Source organism: Canibacter zhoujuaniae (assembly GCF_011752015.1).
Lineage (GTDB): Bacteria > Actinomycetota > Actinomycetes > Actinomycetales > Microbacteriaceae > Canibacter > Canibacter zhoujuaniae.
Genome location: NZ_JAAIKA010000003.1, coordinates 15797 through 28108 on the forward strand (window position 1 = coordinate 15797; position 12312 = coordinate 28108).

The window sequence follows — 12312 nt, forward strand, 5'->3', positions numbered from 1 at the left end:
TTAAAAGAACACGGGCCCGTCTTGCTCTTCTGAGAGTGTCGAGAGCCGATAATGTGAAGACAGCGGGTTTCTGCACGCCCATTTCGAGCGCCGGGCTGAGACAGTCAGGGCAGTCTAAGGCGTTTCGAGGGTGATGACGGTGTCGTAGAGGCCAACTTTATGGAGGTCTTCCCGGCGATTTTGCTCCGCATGGGAGGCGTAACCGACGTAAGACAGTGAGGCGTCCTCGTAGCGGCGGAACGCAAAGACCGCCTGGTTCATATGGATAGAGTTGAAGACCCCCAGGTTCACCAGGAGGTTGAAATCCTCCACAGATAGACCGGTGACCCGCTTGAAAAGTTCAGGCTCGATCTTGGTGATGACGTCGTAGAGCGTATTCTCCCTAAAGTCGGTCAGATACATGAACGCGGGGATCCGGGTGGCGAACTTGATGAGCTTTTCCTGGATCTGCTTGCGCTTTGACCTATACTCCTTCTCCTCGGCTGAGAGCTCCTTCTTCTCTTTCGCGGTCAGCGAGTCGCCTTTTTCCTTCTTCGTCTTCGACACGTGTTCGCTCTTGTTCACCACGGTCTCGAAGATGTTAGCACCCAGCGCGCGGAAGCCTTCGATATTGAGGATCGCTTCCATAGCTCGCTCGTCGTTCATAATCTTCTTGAGCGTCATATTGTCGACGTTAACGAGGATCGCAGACTCCCACTTCTTTGCCAGCAGGGTGGCTGAGGTGCCAGACATGGCGATGTCGAGCACCTCGCCCGCGTCTATCTCCTGCATCGACGCACCGTCATAGGCCAGTACCGGTAGGTAGTTGACGAGCTCGGCGACAGCGTGCTCGGGGCTCTTCGCCTCCGGATGCAGCCCCGTGCCGTAGTCGGCAATCTGGTGCAGAGCGCGGGTTGGCGCGAAGTCAAAAACAAACCCCACGGGTTTGAGGATCTCCTCCCGGCGTGGGTCATCCCCATCGGGGTTCTTGATCGCCCACGGGGACTGCACCCGGAAAGCGGCCTGGAAGTAGGATTCCGGGCTGGTGAGGTTGCGCAGCATGAGGATCGATGACCACTGTTTGACGGTCACCCCGGTGGTGAGCTTGCCGCACGAGAGCGTGATGGTTTTGGTGTCGTGCCCATCCCCGATCGCCTCACGCACGGGTGGGAGCGCTTCAACCCCAACCCCAGCGCCCGCTCCAGCGGCGACAATCACCTGGTATTGGTGCCAGAAGGTATTGTGTCGGGCGGCGAGCAGGTTCGCCATAGCCTGGCAGGCAGCAACGTTCGGCAGATACCAGAACGAATGCTGGAGGTAGGGAAGCAGCCGGGCATCCGCGTAGGGGAAGGGCGGGCGGCCACCGGCTTTGAGCATATCCATCTGTGTGGGTGCGTGCTCGCCACGAATCAGCTCCAACCATTTCTGCACATCCGACTCGTGAACAAACCTAGCTTTGTCACCGCTGCCTGTGGCTTCGAAGAAGGTGTTGAGATCGAACTCGTCGAACTCACCCTGATGCGCGATAGCCACTAGGTCATCGGGCATCCGGTAGGTCAAGAGCCGCATCTCCGGCAGCGCAGCATACGGGTTCCATTCTCCGGGATGCTCTGCAGCCCACTGACGCTTAGCAAGCTGCTCGTCGGTGTAGGTCCAGTTGAAGATCTGCTCTTCAATGAACTCGCCCGTGGCCAGAGCCTTGAAGGGTGTGCCCGAGAGGTAGAGGTAGGAGCGGGTCGTGATGGGAAGAAAGTCATTCTCATCGCTGCCAAGCTCGTCGAGCTCTTCATCGAAGGCGGCCAGCCCCTCGTGGTACTCAGCTTTGAGCTCCTTGGCGGCCTCTTTTTCGTCCTCACCTTCGAAGAGAGCTTTGGCGTTGTCCCGCCAGCCACCGAAGTGGTATTCATCGAAGACCACCAGATCCCAGTTGACGGTGTGAATCCACTCGTTTTTCGGCTTGATCAGGCCGGTCTTCTTGTCGCGCCCGAGGAGGTCCTGGAAGGATCCGAAGTAGACCAAAGGCTGATCTGCCCTAACTTCGATACCCTCATCGAGGGTTTTCGCGCTCAGATACTGCCAGCCCTCAAAATCCACATGGCTAGCGAGGTCTTCACGCCAGGCCTCTTGCACGGCAGGTTTAAAGGTCACGACCAGCACACGCTTGGCACCCATACGCTTGGCGAGCTGGTAGGTGGTGAAGGTCTTGCCGAAGCGCATCTTCGCGTTCCACAAGAAGCGCGGCACCGCGCCCGGATCCTCCTCCCAGATAGAGTTGTAATAGACGATGGTTTGCTCAACAGCGCGGGCTTGCTCGGGGCGCATCGCGAAGGTCTGGTATCGCTCACCCGTGTACTCCACGCCGGCGCGCAATTCCGCAATAGCAGTGAGCACATCAGCGGGTTTGCAGCGCACCCACTCCGTCGCTGACCCAAAGTGCGGGTTGGCAAAACCCTTCGCCTTCAGGCGCTGGATGACCTCCTTGTCACGAAAGATGCTGCCGTCCTCACGCTCAGCAATGATGTCGGCGTGCAGGGTGAACTCCTGCTGCATCTGCCCCTGGGACTGGCGGATCCGCTCGCGCACATCCTCTTTGGTCGTCTGGCCGATCTTGATTAGCCCCGCATAGCCGGCTGGAGGGTGCTTCGGTGACCACGCATAAATCCGCAGCCGTGCTGAGGGTTTTGCGGGAAGCAGCTCCTCATCCCGCCTGGGCATCAGTCATCCTCCATCGGGCGCACTATCGACTCAATGAACGCGATCTCCTCCTCGGTCAGCCCGTATTTGGCATACAACTCCTCATCCGTCCATTCGCGATCCCAGGGCTGGGCGGGAACGAATCTATAGACACCACGAGGCGCATCCTGAGTTGACTTTCGAAGTGAAACCAGAAAACGAACAAAACGAGTGCGAAGATACGAGGCGAGCGACTCGGCCTCTTCACGAACGTCAAAGTGTCCCGCAACAATGTAGGTCTCGGTGCACGCCGTTCCTGGCTCCGCCACTATTGGCTTGGAGAGGAACTGTGTTTCGACAGCAGCGCTAGTTCCTTGAACGCGAGTTATTAAGACCTTCCAGTCATCGATCCATTCTGGATTGACTTGGACTTCAGCACGATCAGTGAAGCGCACTTCCTGATTTGCAAAAAGTTTGATTGGATCTTTGCGTCGCGATATTCTGCTCTCTCCTTGATAGTTCGTCGCAAAGCCGAATGGTTTACGCGATGAAATCTGGCCTTCTATCGACTCCTCGCGCCGGGCCAGGACCTTCTTCAGGATCGGCACTGCTTCGTTTCGTCGAACCAGAACGTCAAATTCGTCCAAGTAGCGTTCCACCGCTGGGCCTGTAGGTTTCCCATCCCACATGGTCTGGATGCTGCATGGTCCATCATAAGTACGTGACCACAGGAAGTAAGAGACTCCACCGCGGATCTTCACGCCAGGAAATGCCTCGTACAGCTTGGGGTAGTCAACTAAGGTGCGCAACCGATGATCGTGAAGCATCTCGTCTCGGTAGTCATTGAGACCTTTACCTCCAGCGAACCATCGTGAGGGGGTCACCATGACCACGTGTTCGGGGTCGAGGTCTTTCGCTGATTCCACGAACAACTGGTAGATTGGGCTCGCTGATGCGCTATGGCCGCCGTCAGAGAGCTGATACGGCGGGTTTCCGATCACCAGGTCAAAGTGCATGTCTGCTCCAAATATTTCGCTAATGCGTTGCTTAATGTCGTCAGTGTGGATGAAGGCGTAGGCGTGGGTCTCAAGGTCTTCGCCACGTCCGTAGTCGTTCTCGCCAGCCCCACAGTGGGAGCAGCGCCGACCAGTGCGAATAGCGATTTCCGCACCGGAGAGCGGGTCAACACGACTCTCACGTTTACCGGTTTTGTCATCCCAGGTGTGCTCGGTGCGTTCAAACCAGATATTACCCTCTGGAGTGTCAAAGGCCGTGCAGATGGAGTGCTCGCTGTTAGCGTACTTCGAGCAGTACACACTGCGGCGGGACATGAGGGCAGTGAGCTCAGTGATAGCAATCCCGTAAATCTGCTTGGTGAGGATGTGGTTGACCCGCTCCTGAGCATCAGGAATAACGGTAATGAGGCCTTCGTTGAAACGGCGGGTCGCCTCCCGTAGAAATACCCCGGTTTTCACGAACGGATCCAACACGCGGGCGTTCGGGTTCGCCCACAGGCTCTCCCCGTCATGGTCACGTGCCCATGCCTCAGCGGCGAGGTCGAGCATAGCAGCAGCCATTTCTGGAGGTGTGAACACTTCATCGTTCGAGAGGTTCGCGATGCAGGTGAGCACATCCGGATTGTGGTTGCTCAGAAGGAGGTTTGAGATGCTCATGTCTGCTGCATTCCGCTAGCGGCAATCTCTGTCACAGTCATTGGAGGGAACGAGGTATCCGGGGTGAAGATGTCAGCGATGTCCATGGCGCCGAACAGGGTGTCTTCCCCAAAAGCTGCACGCTTCGTCAGGTCCTGATACTGAAAGTCTCTCCGCTGAAACTTGCCCGCCCCGAGATAGCCCCACTCGGCAAATGTTAGAGGCTCACCGTTTGGGGTAGTCATGGTTAGAGCATCGGCCTGCGCAATATTGAGCGCAAGAACTGCGCGAGCTGCCGCCACCCACGTGCCGTCAGGATCTTCACCGATGAAATCCGTGAAGATAGCCAGGAGGTTAGCGCGGCAGATCTCAGCATTATCGGCGAGCAGTTCAATACCATAGGTGCTCATGAGGGCCAGGAGTGCATAGTGGCGGCGTTCAAAATCGTTCTTACCGTAGCGGGCTTGCACAGTCGAGAGCTTCCGGCGCAGAATCTCCTGCAGGAAGGCGCCCTCACCGCAGGCCGGCTCCAGCACGCGCGCATCGATCCGCTCCGACTCGTCCTTCACCAGGTCGAGCATATCGTTGACCATCCACTCCGGGGTGAATACCTCACCATGGTCGGCCACACGCTGCTTCGACTTAACTAGCTGCACCTGCTCGTTCACTTCTTCTCCTCGCCTGCTCCAGTGTGGCATACCGCCGCCTTGACTGTCTCAGCTCAACACTCGAAACGACCACGAAAAGCCACGCTGTCTTCACATTATCGGCTCTCGACACTCACACAAGAGCCAGGCAGAGCCGTGTACGCTCCAGAACAGCGAAGACGCCACCCCGGTTATACACCGCAGACCGGGATGGATAAACACAACCGAAAGCCCTCAGCGGCGGTGCCCGCCGATAACTGCCGCGGCAGATTCACGCCCGTGCGCGATGGCGTTGGGTGCCGCTAACCAAACAGCTCTGGAAAGCGATTGCTGAGCGATTGTCGCAGGTCCCTCTCCTGCACGAGTTCCGTCAGCTGCTGCAGGAAGTCGTTCGGGTGGGAGGATTCCACATGGTGTACGTCAAGGGAAAGCTGGCGGTTAAAATCTTGCTGGATGGAAAGCACCTCCCGCGCAGCCTTCTTGCCAGTGGGAGACAGTGAGTGCATGGTGGCGCGTTTATCACTGTCGGAAGTGGCACGCACGGTGAGCCCCTTGCTTTCCAACGTTGCCAGCAGGCGGCTGGGGCTGCCTGGCTCGCACACCAGATAGGCGCCGACTTCCTTGGTGCTCAGCGGGCCGTATGTGTGAATGATTTCTAAGGCCTCGGCTTGCGCGGCAGTCAAGTCTAAGTGGGCAAAAGCGGCGTTGAGCTGGCGGTTTCCCTGGCGTTGCAGTGCGAGGATGAGGTAGCGCAGCTGTTGGGGGTGGTCTGATAGCTGTGAGGCCTGGTTCATGCGAGGCTTCCAGTCGTTACTACCTGTGCAAGTCGGCTCAATCGTTTGCCGGGGACCAAGCTGGCCTCATGCTGGCCGATGAGCGCCACCAGTGGCCCCTGCTGGAAGATCTCGTGGCGCACCCGCGTGCGTGCGCCTTGGCTGCTGAGGTGCCAGGAGCTTTCTTCTCGCAGGCCGGGCAGTGTGATGGTCATGCGAACTGTATTAGCCTGCTGGTTGAGCTCGAGTGTTCCGCGTAGTAGGCCCAGGGCCTGAATGGAGAATTTCCCAGGGGTGGAGGTGGCTTTCGCTGAGGTGAAGGCCGGGTTCCAGGAGGGGGTGTTTTCGATGTCGCACAATGTTGCGTGAATGGCCGTTAGTGGGGCTGCGATGGTGTGCTCTGCAGCAAAGGTAGATATAGATGACATGTCACATATATTAGCAAAAGACGCTGACGGATGGGAGCTGAGGGGCATTGTCTGGTTGGCTATTGGCGGATCATTAAGACGACAAACCGAAGACGGGTCTCCCCACCCCAAATAACGCTCCAAAACGGCAAACGCCACCCCGGACACTTCCCGGCCGGGCCGGAAATCTTTGTATCCAGAGTGACGTTCTATCGGAGCCAACTACGGGAATTGAACCCGTGACCTGCTCTTTACGAGGGAGCTGCTCTACCGACTGAGCTAAGTTGGCCAGCACCGCAAGCGGTGCATGTGCGCCCTAGGGCACAATTATTTACTTTAGCGCAGGCGCTCTGCTAGTCACAAACGGTGCCCGATTCAGGCACTGCGCCCGTCTTAAAGTAAGAATCTACCGCGTTATTGATGCAGCTGCTGCTGCCACCGTAAGCAGTGTGGCCCTCACCCTTGAAGGTGAGCAGGGTGCCGCTCTCAAGCTGCTCAGAAAGCGCAACCGCCCACTCATACGGTGTAGCAGGATCCCCTGTGGTGCCAATCACGATAATCGGAGGCGCTCCGGCACCTGTCACAGCTGTGCGCGTATCGGCAGCGGTAGCTGGCCAACCCCAGCAGCTTGCATCACTGTAACCCTGGTAGGGGCCAAAGAGTGGTGCTGCAGCGGCAAGCTGTTCAGCGTCTGCACGCATTGCCGCAAGATCAGGCTTTGACTGCGTGTAGTCGAGGCAGTTAATCGCGATGAACGCCTGCTGCGAGTTATCGTAGTATGTGCCATCTTCGTTGTCGCGGCTGTAGTAAAAATCTGCGAGATAGAGCGCTGTATCTGCGCCACCCTCGAGCACCTCAGAGAAAAGGTCGTCTAACAGCGGCCAGTTGTTTTCACTGTATAGCGGTGTGGCGATCGCTGTGAGCAGGGTGTCAACACCCACCTGACGCCTATCACTGCCGGTTAGTGGCTCTGCCTTTACCTTAGCCAGCATGTCTGCGATGATCTTCTTCCCATCATCGACAGTGCCATCAAACCAGCAATCACCCGCGACACAGGCGGTGAGATAGTTGGTCAGCGCCAGCTCGAAACCTTTTGTCTGCACAGCTACAACATCAGCTGTGTCAGCTGTTGGGTCAAGCGCCCCATCTAGCACGAGCCGCCCAGCTTTATTCGGGAATCGATCCGCATATTTCGCGCCAATAAACGTGCCGTAAGAGAAACCGAGGTAGTTCAGCTTCTCGTCACCGACAAGCTCCCTTAGAAGATCGAGATCCTGCACGGTTGAGTCTGTGCCCACATATTTGTAGAGCTCGCCAGAGTGTCGCTCACAGCCGGCACCCATTTTCTGGTTTTCGGCATACACATCATCCAGCCACTCCTGCGTGCCAGCTTCTGCGTCGTTCGGGTCGACACTAAAGAGCGCATCGTCAAGCTCTTTATCTGTGTAGCATTCGATCGCGCTTGAATCACCCACACCGCGTGGATCCCAGCTAGCAAGATTGAATTCATCAAGCAGGGTCTCTGCAGCGTCTGAATATTCTAGATATTCAATACCCGATGCGCCGGGGCCGCCCGGATTCAAAAATAGTGTGCCCTTCGGGTTCGGGTTTGTTGAAGGCTTGCGCATCAGAGCAAGCTCAACAGTCTCCCCGTTGATATCTGGGTTGCTCCAGTCGAGTGGCGCTAACACAGTCGCACACTCTAGGCCCTCACCACAGTCTTCCCACTTAACCTCCTGCTCTGTGAAATCTGCCGGCATGTCACCGCCTGTAGATCCAGCAGAACCGTCAACGCTCGCCTTTGAGACGCACCCCGTCAGGCTCAGCAAAATCACTGAGCCGGCTGCCAAACTTCGCCAGCCAAAACCTCGGTTGCTCACAGTTACACCTACTTTCTATTGCTATATCGATATGCCACAATGGCTGCGAAAGCAGCCTCTAAAACTAATTCAGGACGCACATTTCGCACCACCCGCTGCCGCGCTTTTTCAAGCGTGTCAGCAAGCTGCAATGTTTCCTTTAGATGCGACTGTACCGCATATTCTGCGATCCGGTCACGATACGCACTATTAATTAGTGGCTGTTTAGCGCCCAGCTGCAACACTAAAAGGTCGCGTGCGAGCGCCAACAGGTCAAGCAGCACCCGATCTGTCGCATCAACTTTGCCGCGCGACAGACGCCCCTTTTCGGTGTCATCGATCGCCTTCATATCACGACGAATCTCTGCCGGCACGGGATCTCCGAGCTGCAGACCCATCTGCTGCATTAGCTCGCGACGTTCCGCATCCAGCTGCCTGGCTACCAGCGCCTCTGCATCAGCAAGACTAATTTCGCTCAGCTGCACAGCGGCCGCCATCGCTTCTGGCAGAGTGCGCACACCGAGCGCAATTTCTACCGTTTTCTCGCGCCGCTGCATTGCCTCTGCATCTATCGCCAAGCGCCTGGCCATACCAATATGCCCCTGCGCGAGCTGCGCTGCCCGGCTCGCTAACGACGGCTCTACTCCGTCACGCTCACACAGCAGCTGCGCGACCTGCTCACTATCGGGGGTCACCAGGCGCACCAGCCTGGTGCGTGAGCGAATTGTTGGCAAAAGATCTGCCTCTGCTGGTGTGCAAAGGATCCAAACTGTGGTTTGCGGTGGCTCCTCCAGCGCTTTTAAAGCCGCGTTTGCGGCAGCCGTATTCATCCGATCCGCATCTTCAATCACAATGACTCTGCGGGGGCTCACCGCCGGCGCATAATAGGCGCTGGTGACCGCTTCACGTATTTGCTCAACGCCGAGCTGATTTGTTTGTGTGCGCACAACCAGCACATCAGGATGTGTGCCCGCAGCTACCGCACTGTATTCGCGAGCGCGCGCAGCATCACTTGTGTCACGTGCCACCAGTGCGGCAGCAAAACGCAGCGCAAGATTAAACCGGCCCGACCCGGGTGGCCCGGTAATCAACCAGGCGTGCGCGAGATCGTTAGCGCCCTCCGGGCTCGCAGCGTGATCGAGCGCCGCAACAGCGTCTTGCTGGCCCACAATCTCGCTCCAGAAATTCATACTGTAAGCCTAACTTAGTGCTGTCTTAATTTATATCGGGCTTAAGTTTGATCCCTGAATTGCATCTCTTTAAACTCCACTCGACCGGTGCCGGCGGTGTGTGCAGCAACAAGCTCGAGAAACCGGTGATCCGCATCTGTGTCTGTTGTGAGCCAAAAGTCTTGTGCAACAACATCGCTGTAGTTTGCGTCTCCGACAGCGATCCCCAGTCTGCGTGCTGCTGCGGTGAGCGGGCCTGCCTGTTCGTATGTGACTGTTGCGGTAGCCCGCTGCTGCTCTTGCCGAATTACAGTGCGCGCCTTATCTACGGCGCTGGCAACTCCGGCACGATAGGCGCGGGTGAGCCCGGCAGCACCCAATAACACACCACCAAAATAGCGGGTCACAACAGCCACAACATCACTCAAACCCGCCGCCTGCAGCGCCTCCAGCATTGGCGCTCCCGCCGTTCCCGAGGGTTCACCATCGTCGTTCGAGCGGGCGAGTCTTGCATCTTGGCCGATCACAAACGCTGTGCAGTGGTGTCGGGCACGCGGGTGCTCAGCTTTTACCTTGGCGATCACCTCGCGCGCCGCCTCTTCGCTCTCAACCCGCACTAACCGTGTCAAAAATCGGGAGCGTTGAATTTCCAGCTCAGTATCCACGGTCTCAGCGATCGTCTTGTAGGCAGACATAATTCCATTGTGGCAGCTGCTTAAGCTGCACCCGCCCACGCGCGCTACTTCCCTCGCTGCGGCAGCACACAACATATTTAGCGCCCTATTGCATAAACTGGATTGCATGTCAGGTGTGCGTGTCGATGTGTGGGTGTGGGCTGCAAGACTCGCGAAAACCCGTTCACAGGCAACCACCGCCTGCAAAGCGGGTCATATTAAGGTCAACGGCGCTACCGCTAAACCTGCGCATAATCTAAAACTCGGCGACACTGTGCGATCAACCCTATATTCCGTTGAGCGCATATATCGAGTTGAGGCTTTCGCCACCAAGCGTGGCAGCGCGGCAGAGGCAGCTGCGCTTTTTACCGATCTCACTCCGAAACTGCCGCCAAAACCCGAACGGCCCGCAGAGATTGTCCGCGAGCGCGGCGCAGGTCGCCCTTCAAAGCGTGAGCGCCGCCAGCTTGATGCGCTCAGAGGTTTTGTGCGGTGACGGCTGCAGCACGATCGGGGGAGGATCGCGCGCGTCTAGTCGAGACGGTGTGGCGTGAGCGCGAGCGCGCCCATATTGCGCGCGCAACCGAGTTTACGAGGGCTCATCTTGAGCGCAAAGCACGCGGAGAAAAACACCCCATCTGGGATTTTCTTTTCACCTACTATCCTTTTAAACCCGCCCAAATAAAAACCTGGCATCCGGGCGCTGGGGTAACTCTGGAAAACGGCGCCGCATCTCGCAGCGGGTGGAAGTACTACAGCGCCTCTGATCCGCAAACAAACAGTGATGCGTGGGTGAATGTGACAGCGTTTATGGAGAAGCGCGGGCGCACCGTCGACTACATTGAAAACCTACTGCGTCAGACCCTTGAGCGCACACCGCGCTTTGGGTGTTTTGGCTTGCACGAGTGGGCGATGGTCTACAAGCTAACACCGGAACAGCTGCGGCACCGCGGCCTGCGCTTGCGGATAGGGCACCTAGCGACCGATCGGGTTGTAGAAGACAGTTACATTGTGTGCTCGCACTTTGATGCTTTCAGATTCTTTACCCCCGCGGCAGCACCATTAAACACACTCAACCCGACCCGCGAAACCCAGCCTGAGACTGAGCAGCCGGGCTGTTTACACGCTGGTATGGACGTCTATAAGTGGGCTGCAAAATTGGAGCCTCTCGTGCCGGGCGAGCTGCTGCTCGACTGTTTCGAATTGGCCCGCGATATTCGTCTGGTTGATATGCAGGCCTCGCCCTATGACATCAGCGAATACGGCTACGCAGCTGTGCCGATTGAGACCCCGGCAGGTCGCGCACAGTATGCTGAGCTGCAGCGTGGGTTTGCGCTGCGCGGCAATCAGCTGCGACAGCGGGTGTTAGACGCAATCGCTCTCGCTCGCGCACACGCTGCTTGATAGTTACGGTTGCAAGTTACTATTGGCAAAATTTTTTCGTGCGCCCCGTATCTTAGATAGGCTATTTCTACCCACTCACACCAGATGAGGAGCATGATGAGTCGCTTCAGCCAGGCAGAGATCAACGAAGTTGTCGAAATTTATCGCACGGCACTAGAAGATGCGATCGCCGATTTGGGCGCTAAATCTGCGCGCGAGACAGTGCAGGCGCACGCCCGTGAGTTGGTTGCTGAAGAAGACGAGCAGCTTGCGGATCTGCTGCAGCAGCTGGATGAGAGTGATTTTGGCGAGCCTATCTGGAATCTTGAGGAGGAGATTCTCGACGATCGCCTCGATCCTGATTTTGACCACATAGATTTGAGCGACTCTGCAGATGGCACGGGCGCTGACGCAGATGACGCAGCCGCCGAGGACGAAAATAGCGACGAATCAGCTGACCCCCTAACCGCTGAGAGCGATGATGAGCCGGTCAGCGCCAACGCGAGCGCAGATATCGATGCAGATTCTATGCTCGCTGCCCTAGATTCTCTCATCACAGCTAGCGGTGTTTCCGCGGCAGAACTGGGTAGCTTCGGCGCTGCTGCGGCCGCGCGCGGATCGCAGAATGCGGCAGAAGAAGACTATGATGACGAGCTCGACGATGATTTTGACGCTCTCGACGAGCTTGATATTAACCTTGACGATCTGCCTGATTTTAGTGCGGATCTAGACTAACTCACTACCGGGCACAGCGGCACACCTCAGCCCGCAAGCTGCTATTCGGCACCAGCGGCAATGCGCTTGTGGTGCTGAATCACCTCGGCAACCACGAAGTTAAACCATTTTTCGGCAAACTCCGGGTCGAGATTAGCGTCTATCGCAAGCTGTTTTAACCGCGCAATCTGCCAGTCTTCGCGGGCCGGATCGCTCGCCGGCAGCCTGTGCTGCGCCTTCAGCAGCCCAACCTCTTGTGTGCACCGAAAACGTTCAGCGAGCATATGCACCAGCGCCGCGTCAATGTTATCGATTGAGCCGCGCAAACGCTTTAGCTGCTGCGTCACGTCCGCTGCCGTTATTGCTTCTTGGTCAGCCAATT

General features: G+C 57.2%; 12 protein-coding genes and 1 tRNA gene. 3 read left to right on the forward strand and 10 right to left on the reverse strand.

Annotated elements, in window-relative coordinates; all coding sequences use genetic code 11:
- Positions 1–114: 114 nt before the first annotated feature.
- The 9 genes from HCQ99_RS06425 to HCQ99_RS06465 all read right to left on the reverse strand — a co-directional run bounded on the left by HCQ99_RS06425 (position 115) and on the right by HCQ99_RS06465 (position 9854).
- The gene (locus tag HCQ99_RS06425; RefSeq protein WP_166987725.1) at positions 115–2694 is read right to left on the reverse strand and encodes a DEAD/DEAH box helicase family protein; all 2580 of its coding nucleotides are present in this window, start codon (positions 2692–2694) and stop codon (positions 115–117) included.
- Positions 2694–4325, reverse strand: a complete 1632-nt coding sequence (locus HCQ99_RS06430) for an Eco57I restriction-modification methylase domain-containing protein (RefSeq protein ID WP_166987728.1) — start codon at positions 4323–4325, stop codon at positions 2694–2696. The genes HCQ99_RS06425 and HCQ99_RS06430 overlap by 1 nt, the downstream gene beginning before the upstream one ends.
- Positions 4322–4972, reverse strand: coding sequence for an N-6 DNA methylase (locus tag HCQ99_RS06435; protein ID WP_166987731.1), 651 nt, complete (start codon positions 4970–4972; stop codon positions 4322–4324). Before HCQ99_RS06435 ends, HCQ99_RS06430 begins: the two co-directional genes overlap by 4 nt.
- Positions 4973–5253: 281 nt before the next feature.
- Positions 5254–5745 carry a MarR family winged helix-turn-helix transcriptional regulator gene (locus tag HCQ99_RS06440; protein ID WP_166987734.1) on the reverse strand — a complete coding sequence of 164 codons (492 nt, stop codon included), beginning with the start codon at positions 5743–5745 and terminating at the stop codon, positions 5254–5256.
- Complete coding sequence (locus tag HCQ99_RS06445) at positions 5742–6152, reverse strand: SRPBCC family protein (protein ID WP_166987737.1); 411 nt, start codon at positions 6150–6152, stop codon at positions 5742–5744. The genes HCQ99_RS06440 and HCQ99_RS06445 overlap by 4 nt, the downstream gene beginning before the upstream one ends.
- Positions 6153–6347: 195 nt before the next feature.
- Positions 6348–6420: transfer RNA gene (locus tag HCQ99_RS06450), tRNA-Thr, on the reverse strand.
- Positions 6421–6484: 64 nt separating this feature from the next.
- Entirely contained in the window at positions 6485–7981 is a 1497-nt protein-coding gene (locus HCQ99_RS06455) for an alpha/beta hydrolase (RefSeq protein WP_166987740.1), read from the reverse strand.
- A 38-nt stretch (positions 7982–8019) separates the two neighbouring features.
- On the reverse strand, positions 8020–9180 hold the full coding sequence (locus HCQ99_RS06460) for a DNA polymerase III subunit delta' (protein WP_166987744.1): 1161 nt from the start codon (positions 9178–9180) through the stop codon (positions 8020–8022).
- Positions 9181–9221: 41 nt separating this feature from the next.
- Positions 9222–9854, reverse strand: a complete 633-nt coding sequence (locus HCQ99_RS06465; protein ID WP_208317183.1) for a YigZ family protein — start codon at positions 9852–9854, stop codon at positions 9222–9224.
- 106 nt (positions 9855–9960) lie between these two features.
- Between HCQ99_RS06465 and HCQ99_RS06470 the strand changes: the two genes are divergently transcribed.
- The 3 genes from HCQ99_RS06470 to HCQ99_RS06480 all read left to right on the forward strand — a co-directional run bounded on the left by HCQ99_RS06470 (position 9961) and on the right by HCQ99_RS06480 (position 11951).
- Positions 9961–10329 carry an RNA-binding S4 domain-containing protein gene (locus HCQ99_RS06470; protein ID WP_166987747.1) on the forward strand — a complete coding sequence of 123 codons (369 nt, stop codon included), beginning with the start codon at positions 9961–9963 and terminating at the stop codon, positions 10327–10329.
- Positions 10326–11237 (forward strand): 3-methyladenine DNA glycosylase, encoded by a 912-nt coding sequence (locus HCQ99_RS06475; protein WP_166987750.1) that lies wholly within the window; start codon positions 10326–10328, stop codon positions 11235–11237. The genes HCQ99_RS06470 and HCQ99_RS06475 overlap by 4 nt, the downstream gene beginning before the upstream one ends.
- A 96-nt stretch (positions 11238–11333) precedes the next feature.
- On the forward strand, positions 11334–11951 hold the full coding sequence (locus tag HCQ99_RS06480) for a hypothetical protein (RefSeq protein WP_166987753.1): 618 nt from the start codon (positions 11334–11336) through the stop codon (positions 11949–11951).
- A 41-nt stretch (positions 11952–11992) separates the two neighbouring features.
- On the opposite strand, the gene HCQ99_RS06485 is transcribed toward HCQ99_RS06480, so the two are convergent.
- Complete coding sequence (locus tag HCQ99_RS06485; RefSeq protein WP_166987865.1) at positions 11993–12292, reverse strand: chorismate mutase; 300 nt, start codon at positions 12290–12292, stop codon at positions 11993–11995.
- Positions 12293–12312 lie beyond the last annotated feature (20 nt).